This is a genomic window from Streptomyces sp. 5-10 (assembly GCF_014712245.1).
GTDB classification, from domain to species: domain Bacteria; phylum Actinomycetota; class Actinomycetes; order Streptomycetales; family Streptomycetaceae; genus Streptomyces; species Streptomyces violaceusniger.
On sequence record NZ_JACVYG010000052.1, the window covers coordinates 42,672 to 65,258 of the forward strand.

15 protein-coding genes and 2 pseudogenes are annotated in these 22,587 nt (G+C 72.8%); 3 read left to right on the forward strand and 14 right to left on the reverse strand.

The features are described 5' to 3' along the window. Window positions 1–28: 28 nt before the first annotated feature. The 11 genes from IEJ02_RS38505 to IEJ02_RS38555 form a co-directional block, all read right to left on the reverse strand. Window positions 29–1,003, reverse strand: a complete 975-nt coding sequence (locus tag IEJ02_RS38505; RefSeq protein ID WP_223865156.1) for an ABC transporter permease — start codon at window positions 1,001–1,003, stop codon at window positions 29–31. Further along, the gene (locus IEJ02_RS38510; protein ID WP_191069044.1) at window positions 990–1,814 is read right to left on the reverse strand and encodes an ABC transporter ATP-binding protein; all 825 of its coding nucleotides are present in this window, start codon (window positions 1,812–1,814) and stop codon (window positions 990–992) included. Before IEJ02_RS38510 ends, IEJ02_RS38505 begins: the two co-directional genes overlap by 14 nt. Window positions 1,815–1,882: 68 nt before the next feature. After that, window positions 1,883–3,040: an ABC transporter substrate-binding protein gene (locus IEJ02_RS38515; protein WP_317986025.1), complete on the reverse strand. Its 1,158-nt coding sequence runs from the start codon at window positions 3,038–3,040 to the stop codon at window positions 1,883–1,885. 204 nt (window positions 3,041–3,244) lie between these two features. Beyond that, complete coding sequence (locus IEJ02_RS38525) at window positions 3,245–4,645, reverse strand: sulfate adenylyltransferase subunit 1 (RefSeq protein ID WP_191069045.1); 1,401 nt, start codon at window positions 4,643–4,645, stop codon at window positions 3,245–3,247. Between the two features lie 2 nt (window positions 4,646–4,647). After that, a complete protein-coding gene (gene cysD / locus IEJ02_RS38530) occupies window positions 4,648–5,586 on the reverse strand; it encodes a sulfate adenylyltransferase subunit CysD (RefSeq protein ID WP_137979966.1) in 939 nt (312 codons plus the stop codon). A 121-nt stretch (window positions 5,587–5,707) separates the two neighbouring features. Continuing rightward, the gene (cysC, locus tag IEJ02_RS38535; RefSeq protein ID WP_174890216.1) at window positions 5,708–6,298 is read right to left on the reverse strand and encodes an adenylyl-sulfate kinase; all 591 of its coding nucleotides are present in this window, start codon (window positions 6,296–6,298) and stop codon (window positions 5,708–5,710) included. After that, window positions 6,280–6,981 (reverse strand): phosphoadenylyl-sulfate reductase, encoded by a 702-nt coding sequence (locus tag IEJ02_RS38540; RefSeq protein ID WP_191069046.1) that lies wholly within the window; start codon window positions 6,979–6,981, stop codon window positions 6,280–6,282. The genes cysC and IEJ02_RS38540 overlap by 19 nt, the downstream gene beginning before the upstream one ends. Further along, window positions 6,978–7,163, reverse strand: a complete 186-nt coding sequence (locus tag IEJ02_RS38545; protein ID WP_020867772.1) for a hypothetical protein — start codon at window positions 7,161–7,163, stop codon at window positions 6,978–6,980. The genes IEJ02_RS38540 and IEJ02_RS38545 overlap by 4 nt, the downstream gene beginning before the upstream one ends. Before the next feature lie 31 nt (window positions 7,164–7,194). Continuing rightward, a complete protein-coding gene (locus IEJ02_RS38550; protein WP_191069047.1) occupies window positions 7,195–8,889 on the reverse strand; it encodes a nitrite/sulfite reductase in 1,695 nt (564 codons plus the stop codon). Window positions 8,890–9,110: 221 nt separating this feature from the next. After that, a complete protein-coding gene (locus tag IEJ02_RS50570) occupies window positions 9,111–9,194 on the reverse strand; it encodes a putative leader peptide (protein WP_309471194.1) in 84 nt (27 codons plus the stop codon). 92 nt (window positions 9,195–9,286) lie between these two features. Then, the gene (locus IEJ02_RS38555; protein WP_191069048.1) at window positions 9,287–9,820 is read right to left on the reverse strand and encodes a GNAT family N-acetyltransferase; all 534 of its coding nucleotides are present in this window, start codon (window positions 9,818–9,820) and stop codon (window positions 9,287–9,289) included. A 73-nt stretch (window positions 9,821–9,893) separates the two neighbouring features. Here IEJ02_RS38555 and IEJ02_RS38560 point away from each other — a divergent pair, with 73 nt between their 5' ends. From IEJ02_RS38560 to IEJ02_RS38570, 3 genes are all read left to right on the forward strand, one after another. Then, a complete protein-coding gene (locus IEJ02_RS38560) occupies window positions 9,894–11,126 on the forward strand; it encodes a helix-turn-helix domain-containing protein (protein ID WP_317986026.1) in 1,233 nt (410 codons plus the stop codon). 181 nt (window positions 11,127–11,307) lie between these two features. Beyond that, a complete protein-coding gene (locus IEJ02_RS38565; protein ID WP_223865157.1) occupies window positions 11,308–11,859 on the forward strand; it encodes a hypothetical protein in 552 nt (183 codons plus the stop codon). Window positions 11,860–12,086: 227 nt separating this feature from the next. Further along, window positions 12,087–13,478 carry a YihY/virulence factor BrkB family protein gene (locus IEJ02_RS38570; protein ID WP_317986027.1) on the forward strand — a complete coding sequence of 464 codons (1,392 nt, stop codon included), beginning with the start codon at window positions 12,087–12,089 and terminating at the stop codon, window positions 13,476–13,478. Between the two features lie 180 nt (window positions 13,479–13,658). Here the strand turns inward: IEJ02_RS38570 and IEJ02_RS51190 are convergent, their stop codons facing one another. The 3 genes and pseudogenes from IEJ02_RS51190 to IEJ02_RS51465 all read right to left on the reverse strand — a co-directional run. Then, complete coding sequence (locus tag IEJ02_RS51190; RefSeq protein WP_498067123.1) at window positions 13,659–15,059, reverse strand: alpha/beta fold hydrolase; 1,401 nt, start codon at window positions 15,057–15,059, stop codon at window positions 13,659–13,661. Further along, window positions 15,036–20,869, reverse strand: a pseudogene (locus IEJ02_RS38575) (type I polyketide synthase); the annotation flags it as partial. The pseudogene IEJ02_RS38575 and the gene IEJ02_RS51190, both read right to left, overlap by 24 nt. Before the next feature lie 108 nt (window positions 20,870–20,977). Beyond that, a pseudogene (locus IEJ02_RS51465) lies at window positions 20,978–22,333 on the reverse strand (polyketide synthase dehydratase domain-containing protein); the annotation flags it as partial. Between the last annotated feature and the right edge of the window lie 254 nt (window positions 22,334–22,587).

Sequence of the window (22,587 nt, forward strand, 5' to 3'; positions counted from 1 at the left end):
TCCGTTCGGTGGGCTTGGTTCAGTTCGGTCAGCGCGCGCTCGCCAGCAGGCCGCGGCTGCGCAGCACCCGGCGCTCGATCGGGGCGAAGATCAGCAACTCGATGGCGATGCCGACGACGAGGATCAGCAGGATGCCGAGGAGCACCCCCGCCATATCGGAGTTGTTGCGCTGGTTCTCCAGGTACTGGCCAAGTCCCAGGCCCAGGTCCGGGGACTTCGCGATGATCTCGGCGGCCATCAGCGAGCGCCACGAGAAGGCCCAGCCCTGCTTGAGCCCGGCGACGTAACCCGGCAGCGCGGCGGGCAGCAGGATGTGCCGGGCGCTCACCAGACCGCGGGCGCCCAGGGTGCGTCCGGCGCGCAGGAAGAGCGGGGGCACCTGGTCGATGCCGGCCACCAGCCCGTTGGCGATGGACGGGACCGCGCCCAGCAGGATGACGGTGTACATCATCTGGTCGTTCAGGCCCAGCCAGATCACCGCGGGCGGCACCCAGGCGACCGACGGCAGCGACTGCAGCCCGGACAGGATCGGGCCGAGCCCGGCGCGGATGAACTTCACCCGGGCGACGACCAGACCCAGCGGGGTCGCGATCGCCAGCGCGATGAGGAAGCCGAACAGGCCGCGCGAGACGCTGGTCCAGATGATGTCGAGCAGCTCGCCCTGGAGCCACAGCTGGCGCAGCGAGTCCCAGACCAGCCCCGGGTCGGGCAGCTTGTAGTCGTCGGTGACCTTCGCGACGACGAGCACCTTCCACAGGGCCAGCACGACGGCCACGGCCACGATGGGCGGCAGCACCTTCTGGACCAGCACCTCGGCCGGTGAGACCCGCTTGGTCTGCACCGCGTCCAGGGCGTCCAGACCGGCTTCCAGGCCCGCCAGGTCCTGCCCGGGACCGGCCTTCGCCGTGGACTTCTCCACGGACTTCTCTATCGGCTGCTTCCCGCCGTCTCCGCCGTCGGCTTCCTCGACCGCGGCGCCGCGGGTGGTCTTACTGCTGGCCATGGCGGCGGATCTCCCCACGCAGTTCTTCGGTGATCTCAACGGACAGGTCGGCGACGGCCGCGTCCTCGATGCGGCGCGGCTGCGGAATGTCCACCGACCACTCGCGGACGACCCGCCCCGGCCGGGAGGACAGCAGCACCACGCGCTCGGCCAGCCGCACGGCCTCGCGGACGTTGTGGGTCACGAACAGCACCGAGACGCCGGTCTCGCTCCAGATCCGGGTCAGCTCCTCGTGCAGCACATCGCGGGTGATGGCGTCGAGCGCGGCGAACGGCTCGTCCATCAGCAGCACGCAGGAGTCCTGCGCCAGCGCGCGGGCCAGCGCCACGCGCTGCCGCATCCCGCCGGAGAGCTCGTGCACCCGCTTGCCGTGGGCGCCGCTGAGCCGCACCAGCTCCAGCAGCCGCTCGGCCCGCGGCCTGCGGTCGGCGCGCGGCACACCGCGCAGCCGCAGCGCCAGCTCGATGTTCTTCCCCGCGGTCAGCCACGGGAACAGGGCGTGCTCCTGGAACATCAGGGCCGGTCGGCCGCCAGGGACCTCGATGGCCCCCGAGGACGGCTTGTCCAGGTCGGCGATCAGATTGAGCAGCGTGGACTTGCCGCAGCCGGAAGCCCCCAGGATGCAGACGAACTCCCCGGGCCGCACCTGGAGGTTGATGTCCTCGAGCACGGGCTGGGCCGCCCCGGGACGGCCGAAGGCCTTGTGGACGTGGGCGATCGATACGGATCCGGTGGCGTCGGCGGGACCGGGGGAGCCCGCCGCCGCGGCGCTCGCCCGGTCGTCCTTCTCGGTGGTCAGTGCCGGGGACATCCGGTCACCTCCTGGTGGATGCGTACATGCGTGTACATACGTACGGTGCGTACGGGACGGACGGGCGGCTACTGGCTGCCGAGGCCCGCGGCGGAGACCGTCGGCTTGCCCTCGGCCTTCAGGACCTTGTTCAGCGGGCCCAGGTCGTAGATCCCCTTGAGATCGGGCTTCTCCAGGAGCCCCGCCTGGACCGCGTGGTCGGCCTCGGTGTTCAGCGTCGAGGCCAGGGGGTCGTCGGTGACCTGGATGGACTTCCACGCCGGGTCGATCACCTCGGCGGGCAGCGGCTTGCCGGTCTCCTCCTTGAGCGCCGCGTTGGCCGCGTTCTTCGCCTGCTCGGGGTTGGCCTTGATGAAGGCGTTGGTCTTCACCGAGCCGCGCAGCACGGCCTCGACGACCTTCGGGTGCTCCTTCAGGAACGACTGCTTCACGATCAGGTTGGTGATCACGAACTTCTTGTCCGGCCACAGCGAGGACTCGTCCAGGAGCACCTTGCCGCCGTCGGCGACCAGCTTGGACGCGGTCGGCTCGGGCACCCACGCGCCGTCGATGGCACCGGACTTGTACGCGTCGGGCGTCACCTTGTTGTCGCTGCGGACCACCGAGACATCGCCCTTGCCGCTCTGGGCGTCGACCTTCCAGCCCTTGCTCTTGACCCAGTTGAGGAAGGCCACGTCCTGGGTGTTGCCCAGCTGCGGGGTGGCGATCTTCTTGCCCTTGACGTCGTTCAGCGTCTTGATCTTCTTCGGGTTGACCACGAGCTTGACACCGCCCGAGACCGAACCCGAGATGATCTTGAGGTTGGAGCCGTGGGACTTCACATAGCCGTTGATGGACGGCGACGGGCCGATCCAGCCCATGTCGATGGAGCCCGCGTTGAGCGCCTCGATCTCCGACGGCCCGGCGTTGAAGACGTACGGCGCGACCTTCGTGCCCTTGAGCTCCTGCTGGATCGGGCCGCCCTTGCGCAACCCCACCAGCGCGGTGGCATGGGTCAGGTTGGCGAAGTAGCCGACCTTCACCTTGTCCAGACCGTCGACCTTCGCACCGCCGGCCGCGGGGACCGCCGAGGATCCCGTGTCGTCGGACTTCTTCTCCGATCCGTAGCCGCAGGCGCCCAGCGCGCCCATCAGCAGGGGGAGGACGGCCGCCGCGGCCAGGATCCGGGTGCGGCGCCGGGGGTGCGTGGCTGGTCGCGGGGCGATGGGGCGGACGGCAGACGACACGGGGGTGTTCCTCTCGACGGGCCGGGGCGGCGTCAGAGGACGCCCGGCAGTTCAGAAGGGATTCGGCGGCGGCGCTGGTGGACGGGGGCGGACTGCGGCGTCAGCGCACACATCGTCCGACCCCGCCCTGCCCGCTGCCGAGCGCCCCGCTGCCCACGCGGCCGCCCTCCTTGGCGAATGTCGAGAACACCTCACCGGCCATGGTCAGAAGTCCCATCCCTCGTCGTCCCGCGCGGCCTCGGCGCCTTCCGCCGGCGCCGCGAAGGAGTCGCCCGCCATTCCGGCGGTGAGCGTGGTGCCGTCGGCGGGGTCGATCAGCAGGAAGGAGCCGGTGCGGCGCGAGGCGTCGTACGCGTCCAGCGCCAGCGGCTCGGAGGTGCGCAGCACGACCCGGCCGATGTCATTGGCGGCCAGCTCACCCGGCGCCGGGTGGTGCGACAGATCGGCCAGCGTCAGCCGGGACGGGATGTCCTTGATGATCGCCTTCACCGTGCGGGTGGTGTGCTTGAGCAGCACCCGGTCGCCCACGCGCAGCGGACGGTCGTGCAGATGGCAGACGGTGGCCTCGACGTCCCTGGTGGTCTTCGGCGCGTGGTCGCTCGGCGCGAGCAGATCCCCGCGCGAGATGTCCAGGTCGTCGGCGAGGGTGAGGGTCACCGACTGCGGGGCCCACGCCACGTCCACCATCGCGCCCAGCGCGTCGATCCCGGTGATGGTGGACGTCCGGCCGGACGGCAGCACGGTGACGGCGTCGCCGACCCGCAGCACACCGGAGGCGATCTGGCCCGCGTAGCCGCGGTAGTCGGGGTGCTCGGCGGTCTGCGGACGGATCACGTACTGCACCGGGAAACGCGCCGGGTCCTGGGACGGGTCGGTGCCCACCGGCACGGTCTCCAGGTGCTCCAGCACGGTCGGCCCGCCGTACCAGTCCATGTTCGCCGACGCGGTCACCACGTTGTCCCCGGCCAGCGCCGAGATCGGGATGGCGGTACACCAGTTTTCCTGGGGGTTCCCCCCAGACCCCCAGGCGGGGACGCCCAGCGACGCCGCGTAGGTGGTGAACTCCTCGGCGATGGCCGCGAAGACCGGCTCCGCGTAGTCCACCAGGTCCATCTTGTTGACGGCGAGGACCACATGCGGGACCCGCAGCAGGGCGGCGACCGCGGCGTGCCGCCGGGTCTGCTCCACCACGCCGTTGCGCGCGTCCACCAGGACGACCGCGAGCTCGGCGGTGGAGGCGCCGGTGACCATGTTGCGGGTGTACTGCACATGGCCGGGGGTGTCGGCGAGGATGAACCGGCGCTTGGGCGTGGCGAAGTAGCGGTAGGCGACATCGATGGTGATGCCCTGCTCCCGCTCCGCCCGCAGCCCGTCCGTCAGCAGCGCCAGGTCCGGCGCCTCCTGGCCACGGCTGCGCGAGGCGTGCTCCACGGCCTCCAGCTGATCGGCCAGCACCGACTTGGAGTCGTGCAGCAGCCGCCCGACCAGCGTGGACTTGCCGTCGTCCACCGAGCCCGCGGTGGCGAACCGCAGCTGCGAGGTGGCCGCGGACCGCTCCACGGCGGCCGCCGCGGCCTGCTCCCCGGAGGTCAGATTGCTCGTCATCGTTAGAAGTACCCCTCGCGCTTGCGGTCCTCCATCGCGGCCTCCGACAGCTTGTCGTCGGCGCGGGTCGCACCCCGCTCGGTCAGCCGGGAGGCGGCTATCTCATCGATGACCTGCTCGATGCTCACCGCGTCCGACTCCACGGCACCGGTGCAGGACATGTCGCCCACGGTGCGGTAGCGCACCATGCGCCGCTCCACGGTCTCGCCGTCCTTCGGGCCGCCCCACTCACCGGGCGCCAGCCACATGCCGGCGCGCCGGAAGACCTCGCGCTCATGCGCGTAGTAGATCCGCGGCAGGTCGATCTTCTCCCGGGCGATGTACTGCCACACGTCCAGCTCGGTCCAGTTCGACAGCGGGAAGACCCGGACGTGCTCACCGGGGGAGTGGCGGCCGTTGTAGAGCTGCCACAGCTCGGGGCGCTGCCGCCGCGGGTCCCAGCCGCCGAACTCGTCCCGGAGGGAGAACACCCGCTCCTTGGCGCGGGCCTTCTCCTCGTCCCGGCGGCCACCGCCGAAGACCGCGTCGAAGCGGTTCTTCTCGATGGCGTCCAGCAGCGGCACGGTCTGGAGCGGATTGCGGGTGCCGTCCGGGCGCTCGCGCAGCCGGCCGTCGTCGATGAACTCCTGGACCGAGGCCACGTGCAGCCGCAGCCCGTGCCGGGCGACGGTGGCGTCCCGATAGGCGATGACCTCGGGGAAGTTGTGCCCGGTGTCCACATGCAGCAGCGAGAACGGGACCGCCGCCGGGGCGAACGCCTTGAGCGCGAGGTGCAGCATGACGATCGAGTCCTTGCCACCGGAGAACAGGATCACCGGCCGCTCGAACTCGCCCGCCACCTCGCGGAAGATGTGCACCGCCTCGGACTCCAACGCGTCCAGGTGCGCGAGCGCGTACAGGCCCGCGCCCTCGTCCGCGTTGATCGCCGTCACGGCCGTCATGCCGCGCCCCTTTCGTTCGCTCGGCTGCGGTAGTAGCTTCCCGTCGTATCGGCGGGGCTCGCCATGGGTACGGCGCCCGGGTGCGGGGAGCGCCGTGACGCGGTGGCCGCGCGTGCGTGGCTCACAGCAGGCCCCTTTCACTCAACAGCAACCGCACCTCGGCCGCCGACTCCTGCACGCTGTTCCTGTGGGTTTCGATGCGCAGATCCGGGTCGGCAGGGGCCTCGTAGGGGTCGTCCACACCGGTCAGACCCGAAATCTCGCCCGACGCCTGCTTCGCGTACAGCCCCTTGACGTCCCGCTCGGAGCACACCTCCACGGGCGTGGCCACGTGCACCTCCAGATACGGGGTGCCCTCGCGCTGGTGGCGCTTGCGCACCGCCTCGCGGCTGTCCGCGTACGGCGCGATGACCGGCACCAGCACCGTGACCCCGTGGGAGGCCAGCAGCTCGGCCACGAACCCGATCCGCTGGACATTGGTGTGCCGGTCCTCGCGGGAGAAACCCAGACCCGAGGAGAGGAACTCGCGGATCTCGTCCCCGTCGAGCACCTCCACCCGGCGGCCCTCGCCGCGCAGCCGCTCGGCCAGCGCATAGGCGATCGTGGTCTTTCCCGCGCTCGGCAGACCGGTCAGCCACACCGTGGCACCGGTGGTCGTGGGGGCGCTCATCTCGTTCTCCTGGTCGACAGCCATCAGCCGTGCAGCCCGCATTCGGTCTTGGTGCTCCCCGCCCAGCGGCCGGACCGGATGTCCTCGCCCTCCAGAACCCGACGGGTGCAGGGCGCGCAGCCTATCGACGGATAGCCGTCCATCAGCAGGGGGTTGGTCAGCACGCCGTGCTCGGCGACATAGGCGTCGACATCCGCTTGCGTCCAGCGGGCGATCGGGGAGATCTTCACCTTACGGCGCCGGGCGTCCCAGCCAACGACCGGGGTATCGGCGCGGGTTGGCGATTCGTCCCGGCGCAGTCCCGTGGCCCAGGCGTCATACTCCCGCAACCCCTCCTCGAGCGGCTGGACCTTGCGCAGCGCGCAGCACAGGTCGGGGTTACGGTCGTGCAGCCGGGGGCCGTGCTCGGCGTCCTGCTCGGCCACCGTCCGGCGCGGGGTCAGGGTGATGACGTTGACGTCCATCACGGCCGCCACCGCGTCACGGGTGCCGATGGTCTCGGGGAAGTGGTAGCCGGTGTCGAGGAAGACGACGTCGACACCGGGGAAGGCGCGGGAGGCGAGGTGCGCCACCACCGCGTCCTCCATCGAGGAGGTGACGCAGAAACGCGAGCCGAAGGTGTCCGCCGCCCAGCGCAGGATGTCCAGCGCCGGGGCGTCCTCGAGCTCGCGGCCCGCCTTCTCGGCGAGCCCTTCGAGATCGGTGTCCTCAAGCCGTGTCGTCATATCGCCGTGCCCCCTTCATCGATCGGGTCGCGCCGCAGGCCCTTGGCCAGCAGCCCGAGGAACGACAGGCGGAACGCGCGGTTGCAGGACGCGCATTCCCACGCGCCATGGCCCTCCTCCGAGGGACGCAGATCCTCGTCCCCGCAGTAAGGGCAGTAGAACGGCGCGGCACGCTCGGTCACTTTGCCCTCCGCTCGATCCCGAAGCGCTCACTCATGTCAGGGCCTCCTCCTCGGCCCTGGCCGCCCAGGTGGCGAAGCGCTCGCCGTCCTCGCGCTCCTCCTGGAAGCGGCGCAGCAGCCGCTCCACATAGTCGGGGAGCTCGGCGGCGGTGACCTTCAGTCCGCGCACCTTGCGGCCGAAGCCCGGCTCCAGGCCCAGGGCGCCGCCCAGGTGCACCTGGTAGCCCTCGACCTGCTGGCCGCCTGCGTCCATGACCAGCTGGCCCTTGAGGCCGATGTCCGCCACCTGGATACGGGCGCAGGCGTTCGGGCAGCCGTTGAGGTTGATGGTGATCGGCTCGTTGAACCCGGGCAGCCGGCGCTCCAGCTCATCGATGAGCCAGGAGCCGCGCGCCTTGGTCTCGACGATCGCCAGCTTGCAGAACTCGATACCGGTGCAGGCCATCGTGCCGCGCCGGAACGTCGACGGTTTGACCTGGAGGTCCAGCGCCTCCAGCCCGGCGACCAGCGAATCCACCTGGTCCTCGGTCACATCGAGCACGATCATCTTCTGCTCGACGGTGGTGGTCAGCCGCCCGGAGCCATGCGCCTCGGCCAAGTCGGCGATCTTGGTGAGGGTGGCGCCGTCGACCCGGCCGACGCGCGGTGCGAAGCCCACGTAGTAGCGGCCGTCCCGCTGGCGGTGGACGCCGATGTGGTCACGCCACTGCTGGACGGGCTGCTCGGGCGCCGGGCCGTCGATCAGCGGGCGCTTCAGGTACTCGTCCTCCAGCACCTGGCGGAACTTCTCCGGGCCCCAGTCGGCGACCAGGAACTTCAGCCGGGCGCGGGTGCGCAGCCGCCGGTAGCCGTAGTCGCGGAAGATGGCGACGACCCCGGCCCAGACCTCCGGGACCTCCTCCAGCGGGACCCAGGCGCCGAGCCGGACGCCGATCTTGGGGTTGGTGGAAAGTCCGCCGCCGACCCACAGGTCGAAGCCGGGGCCGTGCTCGGGGTGGCGTACGCCGACGAACGCGACGTCGTTGATCTCGTGCACCACGTCGAGCACCGGCGAGCCGGAGATCGCGGTTTTGAACTTGCGCGGCAGGTTGGAGAACTCCTTGCTGCCGATGTAGCGCCGGTGGATCTCCTCGATGGCGGAGGTGCCGTCGATGATCTCGTCCTCGGCGATCCCCGCCACCGGCGAGCCGATGATCACACGCGGGGTGTCACCGCACGCCTCGGTGGTGGACAGCCCGACGGCCTCCAGCCGCTTCCAGATCTCGGGCACGTCCTCGATCCGGATCCAGTGGTACTGGATGTTCTGCCGGTCGGTGATGTCCGCGGTACCGCGGGCGAACTCCTCCGAGATCTCGCCGACGACCCGCAGCTGCTCGGTGGTCAGCCGGCCGCCGTCCACCCGCACCCGCATCATGAAGTACTCGTCGTCCAGCTCCTCCGGCTCCAGGATCGCGGTCTTGCCGCCGTCGATCCCGGGCTTGCGCTGGGTGTACAGACCCCACCAGCGCATCCGGCCGCGCAGATCGGCGCCGTCGATGGAGTCGAAGCCGCGGTGGGCGTAGATCGTCTCAATGCGTGTCCGCACATTGAGACCGTCATCGTCCTTCTTGGTCTGCTCGTTGCCGTTGAGAGGGGTGAAGTGCCCCGCGGCCCACTGGCCTTCGCCGCGGTGGCGTCCGGCCTTGCGGCGGGGCGTAGCGCTTGCGCGTTCCGGGGTGGCAGCCATGGCGGTGTGTGTCCTTCTGAGCGGCTCAGGTGCGGCGGGTAGTACGTGCGCGCGCACCGTCTGACCTGCGCATGCGCAGGCGGGCAGGGGCTACGGCGGTGACCGGTGCGGCATGCGGCGGGGAGTGTCGAGGCGTGCGCGCCCGCCCACGTCGTCGGGGGCGTGCGGAAGATGCGGTGGTGCTGCCCGGGGCCTTGGTGACGGCCCTGTCGAGGTGCGGGTCAGCCCGCCGGACAGATCGCGCTGGACATGCGGCCGAGGTCGACGTGGCGTCGACTCACCAAGGCAATTCCAGCTCGAGACATGAGGGAAGCGTCGCATGGTGGTCTCTGACGAGTCCACCTTTATCCATTATTCGGACGTATCTGTCTCGCACTGCAAGACGCTGTGGCGTTGGTCACTCCTCTTCCGATGTCTTGACGTCGAACACCCTGAAGCCCCGGCGGCGGTAGTTGTCCAGTGCGTACGGCCCGTCCTTGCTGCAGGTGTGCAGCCACACCCGCTTGGTCGGCACCCGGTCCGGCCACCGGTCGGCCATGTCCCAGGCGCGGGAGGTCCCCCAGGTCAGCAGGTGCCCGCCGATGCGGCGGCCCCGGAAGGCGGGCAGCAGACCGAAGTACACGATCTCCACCACGCCCTCGTCCTGGCCCTCCAGCTCGATGTACCCGGCCGGGGTCCCGCGCTCGTACGCCACCCAGGTCTCCACGCCGGGCCGGTGCAGATACTCCTCCCACGCCTCCCGCGACCACACCAGCCGGTCGGTCCACGCCACGTCCGAGCCCACCGCCGTGTAGAGGAAGTGGCTGAACTCGGGGCTCGGCACCTCGGCCCGGGCGATCCGCACCCCGGCCGTGGCGGGCGGCTCCTGCGCCGGGCTGAGATCGGAAGGAGCGGTCTGCTCCAGGTGCCAGGTGGTCACGGTGGTAGTCACGGTGGACAGATAACCATGGACGCCGTTGACTCGCCTTGACGGGTATCGCTCAAGCGGGGAGGGCGGGGTCGGGGTGTCCGGGAACGGGGATGTGGAGGAGTTCGCGGAGCTGTTGCGCGAGCTCAAGGGGAGGGCGAACCGCAGCTACGCGGCGCTGGCGGCGCGCAGCGGGGTGAGCGCGTCGGCGCTCCACCGCTACTGCTCGGGGGCGAGCGTGCCCGGCGACTACGACGTGCTCGCGCGGTTCGGCAAGGTGTGCGGGGCCGACGCTGAGGAGCTGCTGGAGCTGCATCGGCGGTGGGTACTGGCGGATGCGGAGCGCAAGCGGGCCGTTTCGCGGGCGCCGGCCGCGGTGTCGGCGGGGCGCGCTGGGGCCGCCGGGTCGGTCGTCTCACGCGTCGAGACGGCGGGTGGGTCGGATGCCGAGACGGGGGCGGAGTCGGGGCCAGAGCCTGAACCCGAGCCGGAGCTGGTGCCCGGGTCCGAGCCGGAGCCGGATTCCGGGCCGGAGTCCCTGCGTGCTGCTCCGGCACTGGCCCCTGCCCCGGAGCCGCCGCGTGCTGCTCCAGTCCCGGGCCCGGAGCCCGGGTCTGCCGCGTCGCCGCCGCGTCGTCGGCCACTGCTCGCCGTACTCGCCCTGGCCGTGTTCGCCGTCGCCGGGGTGGCGGCCGCGCTGTGGGGGAAGGCGCTGACGTCGTCGGGCGGGGCGGACGGGCCGGGCGGGTCCTCGGACGGCCGGCTGCTGCTGTCCTCCCGCTGCCCGGTCGTGGTGAGCATGGGGCAGGCGGACACGTGTGTGCACGAGGTCCAGTCGCTGCTCGCCCGCGCGGGCGGCAGGCTCGACGTCGACGGGGCGTTCGGACCGGTCACCCAGATGCGTGTCGTGGTGTTCCAGCTCCGCAGCGGGCTGACGCCCAACGGGTCGGTGGACGAGGGGACCAAACGGGCGCTGTACGAGAGCGAGGGCAAGCCGCTCGACACCTGGACACCGGACCGGGTCGCCCGGCGCATCCGCGAGGTCTTCACCGAGGACCCCGAGCGCGCGGTCGGCATCGCGGACTGCGCCTCGTACCTCGATCCCCTCTATACCCTGCCCAACTCCAACGCCACCCGGAACTGGGGCGTCTTCCAGCTGTACGACGGCACGCTGCGCAAGCTGGGCGGCACCCGGGAGCAGGCGCTGGACCCGGACTGGAACATCCGGGCGGCCCATCGGCTGTGGGCGCTCACCAAAGACTTCAGCGCCTGGAAGGCCTGCGACCGCGCCTACCGCGCCGGGGAAACCAGGGCTGCCACGGGGAGCTGATCGCCGCCCGGCATCCCAGCGGGCGTCCCAGCGCCCGCCGTCCCCGCAGCTCAAAGACGGTTTCCGATCCCGCTGTCCCGAATTCCCCGGTGAGTCGCCCACCCGCCCCGAAGGGCTGGGATCGTGCTGCCGCCGTCCTCGACGGTTCACGGATCCGCAGACGAAGGAGACGAAGACGACCATGGCTGTGACCAGCACCCGGATCAGACTCGGCGCCCTGCTCGGCGGCGCGGTTCTCGCCACCACCGTTCTCACCGCCCAGAGCGCGGTGGCCGCCCCCAGCGCCCCGGTGGCCGCCCAGGCGCCCTCCGCCGCCGCGGTGACCAAGCTCAGCCACTCCGACGCGGCGAACCGGCTGCGCGGCGCCGGGATCTCCTGGACCTCCAGCGGGGGCTGCTCGGACCGCAACAACCCCACCTGTACCTCGTTCGAGCAGATCAACCTGACCACCGTGCAGGGTGCCATCACCCTGAAGGGGGCCACCGGCTGTGCCCTCACCATCACCGGCGGCACGGAGACCGGGCACGCCTCCGGTACGTACAGCCACTGGAACGGCTACAAGCTGGACTTCAGCCCCACCAGCTGCCTCAGCAACTACATCACCGGCACCTTCACCAACATCGGCCCGCGCCCCGGTGACGGCGCCCAGCAGTACAAGTCCGGCTCGGGCAACATCTACGCCCGTGAGAGCAACCACTGGGACGTGACCTACTACAACTGCGGAGGCTGCTGACCCTCGGCCCTCGGCCCCCGACCCTCCCACCGACCGTCCGGACGGCTGCAACGCGGCGCAACCTTTGCGCATGGCTGTATCCGGCACGGACAGTGGGCCCGGCGGGCGGAGGGTGGTGCCGAGTCGGCGCGGCATCCCCTCCGCCCATGCCTGCGCGGCGACCTTTTGCGGCGATTCGGCCTGGTCACCGGATGAGCGGCGGTGAAGACCCCCGATACGGTGAGAAGGTGCAGCCAGCAGAAGAAACATCGAAGCCGTCCGGCCGGCTCCGCAAGGCCCGCGCCCTGTACCGCAATGTGTCCAAGCGCAGGATGGTCTGGCTGCTGCTGAAGGACACGATCCATTCCTGTATGGAGTACCGGGTCACCGGGCTGGCCGCCGAAGCGGCCTTCTTCACCCTGCTGTCGCTGCCCCCGCTGCTGCTCGGCCTGATCGGGCTGCTCGGCTACTTCGACGCCTGGACCAGCACCGACACGGTGGCCACCATCCGGCAGAACATCCTCGACGCCTCCGCGACCGTGCTGTCCGACCGGGGCGTCAAGGAGATCGCCCGGCCGCTGCTGGACGATGTGATCAAGGGCGGGCGCCCCGATGTGATCTCGCTGGGCTTCGCCATCGCCCTGTGGTCCGGCTCCCGCGCGGTGAACGTGTTCGTGGACACCATCACCATCATGTACGGGCTGGAGGGGAAGCGCGGGATCGTCAGGACCCGCCTGCTGTCCTTCCTGCTCTATCTGGTGGCGCTCCTGGTCGGGGCGGTGGCGCTGCCGCTGATGGTGATCGGTCCTGAGGCGGTGGTGGACCTGCTGCCGTCGAGCGGGGATCTCGTACCGGTCCTCTACTGGCCGGTGGTGATCCTGCTGTCCATCGCCTTCCTCACCACGCTCTACCACGTGTCCGTGCCGGTGCGCTCGCCGTGGCCGGAGGACATCCCGGGGGCGCTGGTGGCCCTCGCGATGTGGGTGCTGGGCAGCTTCCTGCTGCGGATCTACCTGGTGCATACGGTCGAGGGCCCGACGATCTACGGCTCGCTCGCCGCGCCCGTGGCGGTGCTGCTGTGGATCGGGGTGTCCGCCTTCGCGGTGCTGGTCGGGGCGGCGGTCAACGCCGCGATCGACCGGGTCTGGCCCTCGGTGGCCACGGCCGCCGCGCGCGCGGAGCGCGCCTCCCGCGCCCGGGAGGAGACGGCCCGTCTGCGGGCGAAGGACCAGCGGACGGCGGACGACGGCGCGGCGGAGATCACCCCGCCGTCGGAGTTCCCCGAGCGCTGGGCCCAGTTCCTGCCGCACGGCGACATACGCTCCCGGCTGCACACGAAGCGCGAGGCGGGCGAGAAGCCAGGCGAGAAGCCGGGGGAGAAGGCCGCCGGGAGGGCCGGGAAGGTCGGGAAGCCCGCCGGTCAGCCCGCCGAACAGCGCACGGGGAAGGCGCAGCCCACGGGGACACAGCCGTCGGGGAAGGCGACCGGCGAGCCCCGGACACCCCGGCAGGGGCCGAGGCGTCCGGAGGTACGGTCCGCGGCGGACGGCGCGGGCGGCGCCACGGACAGCACCGCCGCCCAGGACGACGCCACGGCCAGGGGCGACACCGCGGCGGACGACGACCACCCGGTGCGCTGACCGCGCCGCGCCCTGCCCCGTCCGGCGGATCTTTCCCCTCCCCGCCCCTTCCCGTTACCAGGGGCTTCGCCCCTGGACCCCAGGGGTCTGGGGCGGAGCCCCAGTTTCGGGAAGGGGCGGGGAGGGGGCGGCCCGCCGCAGGCGTCACGATCCGTCGGACACCCGTTAGGCAGCACTCGGTCACAGACCGCGTTCGGCGAGCCAGTTCTCGATGGCCTCCGTGGTCTCGGGGAGGTGGTGCTCCATGATCGTGAAGTGGTCTCCCGGGGTGGCCCGGGCGGTGTGCGGGAAGGGCCAGGACGCGCGCCACGCGTCGCCCTCGAACCCCTCGTCCTGGTGGGGCATGGGCTCGGCCGCGCTCAGGAAGAACGTCGGGCTCTGGACGGGCCGCAGGGCGCACTCCTCCATCAGCAGCGCGTTGTAGCGCCCGCTCGCCGAGAGCTTCGCGCCGGTCAGCGCGAAGTCGCCGAGCAGTTGCTCCCGGGAGTCCAGGCCCTCGTTCAGCGCGATGTGGGTCTTCTCGGAGAACTGGTGGGTGGCCTCGAAGGTGTCGAGCAGCACGACCGCGCCGGGCGGCAGCCCCGCGCTCTCGGCCCGCTCCGCCAGGGCGTAGGCGAGCAGCCCGCCCATGGAGTGGCCGACCAGGACGTAGCGCTCGGTGCCGACGGCCGCGCGCAGTTGGTGGAGGTGCAGCTCGATCAGGGCGTCGAAGCTGTCGGCCACCAACTCGCCTTCGAGGTAGCCGGGGTTGACCAGCGAGAGCACATCCCGCCTGCCCTCGAACATCTGCGCCATCATCCCGTACTGGATCGGCCCGGCGGTGGCGGTGATGGCGGGCAGGCACACCAGCGTGGCCCGGGTGCCGTCGCCGCTCGCCATCTTCACCGGCGGGAGGATGTGGGCGGCGGCGTCCTCGGCGGTGAAGGACGGCCGGAGTCGGCCCGCGGCCTGGATGAGCGCCATGCCCACCGACTGGGCCCGGCCGCTGGCGTACGCCTGGTGGTAGAGGGTGGTGAGGCTGTCGTAGGGGTCCGACTCCGGGGCCGCGGTGGCCTTCGCCAGCTCCAGCTCGATGGCGGACGGCGGCGGCGCGGAGCCATCCGACCTGGCCTGGTCCGACGTGGCCTGGTCCGACGTGGCCTGCTCGGGCGTGGCCCGCTCCAGCGTGTTCTGCTCCGGGGCGGCGGCTTCCTCGGTCACGGGGGCGCTCGGCCCGGCGGCGGCCCGGCCGGCCACCAGCGCGGCCAGGTGCCCGGCGAGCCGGTCCACGGTCGAGTGCTCGAACGTCGCCGTGGCCGACAGCCGGAGCCCGAGCAGCGTGGCGAGCCGGTCGCGCAGATCGATCCCGCGCACCGAGTCCATGCCGAGCGCCAGGAACTCGGTGTCCGGGCCGATCTCCGCGTCCGCCTCGTGGTGGAGCACCGCGCGCAACTGCTCCCGGACGAGGTCCGCCAGCAGCCGCTCCCGCTCCTCGGGCGCGGCGTCCAGGACGCGCTGGGCGGCGGCGGTGTCCTGCGGCCGGGGGCTGGGCCGTTCGCGCCGTACGGGACGGGCCGCGCGCTCCTCCGCGGCCGCCTGCAACCGGTCCGCGGACACCGGCCGCAGCGTCAACTCATCGATGCGAGCGAGGGGTTGGCCGTCGTCGCCCGTGAGATGGACACCGATGGCATCCGGACCGACGGCGGACAGCCGTACCCGTACCCGTACGGTGCCGGGTGGGGCGGTGTCCGGGGCGGAGTGCAGCCGGACGCCGGTCCAGGAGAACGGCATCCGGATCGGCGCGCCCGCCGACTCCGCCTGGTCGTAGAACCCGCCGAGGCCGATCGCGTGCAGGGCGGTGTCGAGCAGCGCGGGGTGCAGCGCGAAGCCGTCCACCGGCCCACCACCGGCCCCCTCGCCCAGCGCCACCTCCGCGAAGACGTCCCCGTCGCGCCGCCACGCCGACCGCAGGCCGCGGAAGGACGGGCCGTAGTCGAAGCCGTCCGACGCCAGCCGGTCGTAGAAGCCCGTCAGGTCGACGGCACGGGCACCGGGCGGCGGCCAGACGCCCGCCATCTCCGCGAACGCGGCCGCGCCACCACCCTCCTGACCGCCCTCCTGACCGCTCTCCGGGCCCGCCGGATCCGGTGCCACGACGGCCCGTACGTGGCACGTCCAGCCCGCTGCCGTGTCCCCGGCCACCGACTCGCGGCGGGAGTGCACGGTGAGCTCCCGTCGGCCCTCGTCATCGGGCTCGCCCACCTGGATCTGCAGGTGGGCCGCCTCGGTAGCGGGCAGGAACAGCGGCTCCTGGAGGGTGAGTTCGGGCAGGTGCGGGCAGCCGACCGTACTCCCCGCGTACAGCGCCCAGTCGAGGAACACACTGCCGGGCAGCACCACACCGCCCAGCACCGCGTGGTCGGCGAGCCAGCGGTGAGTGGTCTGCGACAGCCGCGCGGTGAACAGCACCGTGTCGCTCCCGGCCGGGGCCACCGCCCCCGCCAGCAGCGGATGGTCCACCGCCGTGAGCCCGGCGCCGCCCACGTCCCCGGTGCGCTCGGGCGCGTCCAGCCAGTATCGCCGCGCGCGGAAGGCGTACGTCGGCAGATCGACCGGCCGCCCGCCCTCGAACGTGTTTGTCCACGCCACCGTGCCACCGGCCACGAACAGCTCAGCCAGCGCCGTGAGCAGCCGCTCCCGGCCGCCCTGGTCCCGCCGCAGCGTGCCCACCACCACGGCCGCGCGGTCCGCCGAAGCGTCCTGGAGCGTCCGCTCGACCGTCTGCTCGATCCCGGGGATCAGTACCGGGTGCGGGCTCACCTCGATGAACACCGTGTGCCCGGCGTCGGCCAGGGCGCGGGTCGCCTGCTCGAACCGCACGGTCTCGCGGAGGTTGCGGTACCAGTACTCCGCGTCGGCGCTCGCGCCGTCGAGGCGCGCGCCGGTCACCGTCGAGTACATCGGCACCGCGCCGGGGCGGGGCGTGAGGGGCGCGGCCAGCTCCAGCAGCCGCTCACGGATCCGTTCGACCTGTGGGGTGTGCGAGGCGTAGTCCACCGGGACGCGGCGCGCCCGCACCCCGTCCCGTTCACACGCCGCCATCAGCTCGTCCAGCGCCGTCGCGTCCCCGGCCACCACGGTCGAGCCGGGCCCGTTCACGGTGGCCACGCAGATCCGCTCGCCCCAGGGCGCCACCAGCTTCCCGGCCTCGTCCACCGGCACGGGCAGCGAGACCATGCCACCCCGCCCGGCCAGTTCACTCCCGATCAGCCGGCTGCGCAGCGCGACGACACGGGCGGCGTCCTCCAGCGAGAGCACCCCCGCGACACACGCCGCCGCCAGCTCGCCCTGCGAATGCCCCACCACCGCGGCGGGCTCGACCCCATGGGACCGCCACACCCGCGCCAGGGACACCATGACGGCCCAGAGCACCGGCTGCACCACATCGACCCGGTCCAGCGACGGCGCGCCGGGGCGTCCGCGCACCACATCGAGCGGCGACCACTCGACATACGGGGCCAGCGCCCGGGCGCAGGCGTCGAACGACTCCGCGAACTCGGCTGAGGCGTCGAGGAGTTCGGCCGCCATCCCGGCCCACTGCGAGCCCTGCCCGGGGAACACGAACACCGGCCCCGCCCGGTCGGCGGAGAGGGACCCGTCGGTGGACACGCCCCGCACCACACCGGTGGCCGGTTCGCCACGGCCGAGCGCCGCCAGCCGGTCCAGGAAGTCCTCCCGGGTGTGGCCGATCACCACGGCGCGCCGGTCGAAGACGGCCCGGGACAGCAGTGAGCGGGCCACGTCGACGGGCGCCAGATCCGGTTCGGCGGCCAGCCGCTCCCGCAGTCGGCGGGCCTGGTCGCGCAGGCTGTCGGCGCTCTTCGCCGAGAGCACCCACGGCACCGCCACCGGCACCGGCACCGGCGTCGGCTCGGTGGCCATGTCGGCGTCCGGCGCCTCCTCCAGGATCACATGGGCGTTGGTGCCGCTGATGCCGAACGACGACACCGCGCCGCGCCGGGGCGCATCGGCCGCGGGCCAGGGCTCGTTCTCGGCGGCCAGCCGCAGCGCCCCGGCCGTCCAGTCCACCCGCTCGGTGGGGCGTTCCGCGTGCAGGGTGCGGGGGACGACGCCGTGCCGCAGGGCCAGCACCATCTTGATGACACCCGCGACCCCGGCCGCCGCCTGGGTGTGGCCGAGGTTGGACTTCACCGAGCCCAGCACCACCGGCCGGTCGGCGGGCCGGTCCCGGCCGTACGTGGCGAGCAGGGCCTGCGCCTCGATCGGGTCGCCCAGCGATGTCCCCGTGCCATGCGCCTCGACCACGTCCACATCGGCCGCCGTGAGCCCCGCGTTCGCCAACGCCTGCCGGATGACGCGCTGTTGGGCCGGGCCACTGGGCGCGGTGAGGCCGTTGGACGCGCCGTCCTGGTTGAGCGCGGAGCCCCGGAGCAGCGCCAGCACCCGGTGGCCGTGGCGGCGGGCGTCGGACAGCCGCTCGACCACCAGCATGCCGACGCCCTCGGCGAAGCCCATCCCGTCGGCCTCGGCGGCGAACGCCTTGGAGCGCCCGTCGGGGGCGAGCCCGCCGACCCGGCTGAACTCGACGATCGGCCGCGGGGTCGACATGACCGTCACCCCACCGGCCACCGCGAGGGCGCATTCGCCCTGCCGTACCGCCTGCGCGGCCAGGTGCAGCGCCACCAGGGACGAGGAGCACGCGGTGTCCACGGTGACGGCCGGGCCCTCGAGGCCGAGGGTGTAGGCGACCCGGCCGGTGGCCACGCTCCCCGCGCTGCCGTTGCCGAGATAGCCCTCGAAGCCGTCGGCCAGCTGATCGGGGAAGCGCGTGGCGTAGTCGTGGTAGATCAGCCCCGCGAAGATCCCGGTCGGGGTGGCGCGCAGCGCGGTGGGGTCGATGCCCGCGTGTTCGAACGCCTCCCAGGTGGTCTCCAGCAACAGCCGCTGCTGGGGGTCCGTGGCCAGCGCCTCTCGGGGCGAGATGCCGAAGAACTCGGCGTCGAAGTCGGCCGCGTCGTACAGGAAGCCACCGGCCGGCGCATGGGTCCGGGGCGCGCCGGGGCGGCCCAGCTCGCCGTGCCAGCCGCGGTCGTCGGGGAAGGGGCCAATGGCGTCCCGCCCTTCGGCGAGCAGCCGCCACAGCTCCTCGGGCGAGCGCACCCCGCCGGGGAAGCGGCAGCTCATCCCGACGATCGCGATCGGGTCGTCGCCCTCGGCCGCCGCGGTGGCGCGGGCGGCCGGGGCGGGGGCGGCGGGCCGGGCGGCGGTGGCCTCGCCGTCCGGCGCCAGGAGCCGCAGCAGCTCGGCCACCAGCGCGGCCGGGGTGGGATGGTCGAAGACGGTGGTCACCGGAAGCCGCAGCCCGGTGGCCGTGCCGAGCCGGTTGCGCAACTCCACGGCCGTCAGGGAGTCGAAGCCCAGGTCCCTGAAGGAGCGGTCCCCGGCCACCGCGTCACCGCCCGCATGCCCGAGCACCACGGCGGCCTGGGCCCGTACGAGGTCGCTCAGCGTGCGCTCGCGCTCCGCCGGGGTCAGCGCGGCCAGGCGATCCCGCAGCCCGCCACCGCCCGTGGTCGTGTTGGCGGCGCCGCGCCGGACCGTCGTCGTACGGACCAGCCCGCGCAGCAGCGGCGCGGGCTCGCCGTGGCGGCGCAGGGCGGCCACGTCCAGCCGCACCGGAACGCTGAGCGCGCGGGGCGCCCGTATGGCCGCGTCGAAGAGCGCCAGCCCCTGGTCCGTGGTGAGCGGCCGCACGCCCTGACGGCGCATCCGGTCCAGGTCGGTGGCGGCCAGGCCACCGGTCATCGCGCCGCGTTCGCCCCACAGGCCCCAGGCGAGCGCGTGTGCGGGCAGGCCCTGGTCGCGGCGGTGCCGGGCGAGGGCGTCCAGAAACGCGTTGGCGGCCGCGTAGTTGCCCTGGCCCGCCGAGCCCAGCACCCCGGCGGCGGAGGAGAAGAGCGCGAACAGCGCCAGATCCCGGTCCCGGGTCAGCTCGTGCAGATACCAGGCCGCGTCCGCCTTGGGGCGCAGCACGGTGTCCAGCCGCTCGGGGGTCAGCGCGGAGACCACACCGTCGTCCAGCACCCCGGCCGCGTGCACCACACCGCGCAGCCCCGGCAGGCCGTCCAGCAACGCGNACCGCGCAGCCCCGGCAGGCCGTCCAGCAACGCGCCCAGCGCCGCGCGGTCGGACACATCACACGCCACCACCCGGGCCGTGGCGCCCAACTCGCGCAGCTCGGCCATGAGTTCGCGGGCTCCGGGGGCGTCCGGCCCCCGGCGGCCGACGAGGACGAGGTCGGTGACGCCATGGCCGGTGACCAGATGCCGGGCCACCGCCGAGCCGATGACCCCCGTACCACCGGTGATCAGCACGGTGCCGTCGATCGCGTCCCGGGGCGGGGTGAGCACCACCTTCCCGGTGTGGCGCGCCTGGCTGACGTGGCGGAACGCCTCGCGCGCCCGGCGGGTGTCCCACGCCGTCACCGGCAGCGGCGCCAGCACCCCCGCCTCGAACAGCTCGGCGAGATGGGCCAGCATCGCGCCCAGCCGCTCCGCCCCGGCCTCGGCGAGGTCGAATGCCCGATAGCCGACGCCCGGCCATCGCGCGGCCACCTCCTCGGCGTCCCGGACATCCGTCTTGCCCATCTCGATGAACCGGCCGCCGCGCGGCAGCAGCGTCAGCGAGGCGTCGATGAACTCCCCGGTCAGGCAGTTCAGTACGACATCCACGCCCCGGCCACCGGTCGCGGTCAGGAAGCGGTCGGCGAACTCCAGGGTGCGCGAGGACGCCACCCGCTCGGCCGGAACGCCCATGCCGCGCACCACGGGCCACTTGGGCTGGCTCGCGGTGGCGTACACCTCGGCCCCGAGATGGCGCGCCAGCCGTACCGCCGCCATTCCCACGCCACCCGCGGCGGCGTGCACCAGCACCGACTCGCCCGCGCGCACCCGGGCCAGCTCGACCAGGGCGTAGTACGCGGTCAGGAACGCGGCGGGCACCGACGCCGCCTGCGGAAACGTCCAGCCGTGGGGCATCCGTACGACCATCCGGGCGTCGGCCACCGCCACGGGGCCCGCATACGCGCCCGACACCAGCCCCATCACCCGGTCGCCCACCGCGAGGCCGTCCACACCGGGGCCGACCTCCAGCACCACACCGGCGCCCTCGGCCGCGAACAGCCCCTCACCGCTGGGGGCACCGCTGGGCTCACCGCTGGGGTCACCGCTGGGGACGACGCCCAACGAGACGAGGACATCACGGAAGTTGACGCCCGTGGCGCGTACCGCGATCCGCACCTGGCCCAGGGCCAGGGGCTCCTCGACACCCGGGGCGGGCACCAGCCGCAGCCCGTCCACGGTGCCTCCGGTGTCCAGCTCCAGGCTCCAGGCCCCTTCGGGGGCCGCCAGCACTCCGGCGTCCGACGACGAGACCCGGCCCAGCCGTGGCACGGACGCCGCTCCGGCGCGCACCACGAGCTCGGGCTCACCGGTGGCGAGGGCGGCGGTCAGCGCCGCCGCGGACTCGGGCGCACCGTCCAGATCCACCTGCGCGAACCGGCCCGGGTGCTCAGAACACACCGAACGCCACAGCCCCCGCACCCCGGCCAGCGCCGGCTCGGCCCGCTCACCCGGGAACGCGGCCACCGCGCCCCGCGTCACCAATGCCAGCCGGGCGCCGTCGAGTTCGGGGTGGCTCAGCCATTCGCGCACCGTCGCCAGCACGGCCGCCAGGCGCTCGCGGCTGGTGGCGGGCACGTCGGCGACACCGGCGGGGGATGGGGCCGGTCGCGCGGGCAGCACCACCAGCGGGGGCAGCGGTGTGCCGGTGCGTACGGCGGCGAGGAGCGCGGCCACATCCGCATAGACGGGGGCGTCGGGTGCGCCGGGGGTGTCGAGCGTGACGGCGGCGTCGGACAGGGCAGTGCCGAGCGCCGCCATGGACTCCGTGGCCTCGGACGGCCGCAGGGGCAGTGGCACCCATGTGACCTCGAAGAGCGCGTCCGGGGCCGTCCCGGTGGCGGCCGTCAGCGCGTCGGCCGTCAGGGGCCGCGAGACCACCTCCTCGACGGTGAGGATCGGCAGACCGGCGAGGTCGGTCAGTCGTACCGAGAGCCCGCCCGGCCCCGTGGGCGCTGTCCGCACCCGGGCGACGGTGGCGCCCGTGGCATGCAGCCGCGCCCCGGAGAACGACAGCGGCATCATCCGCTCCGTCTCGCCCTCCAGGAGCGCCACCAGCCGCGTCTGCAACGCCGCGTCCACCAGCGCCGGATGCACACCGAACCGGTCCGCGTCACCGGCGGCCGACTCCGGAAGCCGCACCTCGGCGAACATCTCCTCGCCCCGGCGCCATACGGCACGCACGCCCTGGAACGCCGGGCCGTAACCATAGCCGTGGTCCGCCAGCCGCTCGTAGAACGCGTCGATGTCCACCAGCTCCGCGCCGGTGGGCGGCCACTGGGCCGCGGCCTCCGGCTCCGCGCCCATGGGCTCATCGCCCGGCGCCGACGCCGTCAGTGTCCCCGTGGCATGACACAGCCAGTCCGCCGGATCGTCGTCCTGCCCCGGGCGGTGCGGCCGGGAGTGCAGCCGTACGGCGCACGCACCCCGCTCGTCCGCCGCGTCGATGCCCACCTGGAGGTCGACGGCGGTGTCGTCGGACGGCAGGGTCAGCGGGGTGTGCAGAACGAGCTCGTCCAGCCGTTCGGCGCCCACGTGCTGCCCGGCCCCCAGCACGAGCTCCAGCAGGGCCGCGCCCGGCACCAGGATCCGGTCCAGCACCCTGTGGTCGGCCAGCCATGGATGCGTACGGGCGGAGATCCGGCCCGTGAACACGAACCCGCCGCCCTCGGCCATGCTCACCCCGGCCGCCACCAGCGGATGCCCCACCACGGACAGCCCCGTGCCCGCCAGATCCCCGACCCGCTCGGCCGCCGAAAGCCAGTAGTGGTGGCGTTGGAAGGGGTAGGTGGGGAGGTTGGTGGGGGTGGGGTTGGTGGGGGTGAGGATCGTCGGCCAGGTGGGGGTGAGGCCGTGGGTCCAGAGGGTGGCGAGGGCGGTGAGGAGTTGTTGGGTGTCGCCGTGGTCGCGGCGGAGGGTGGGGACGGCGT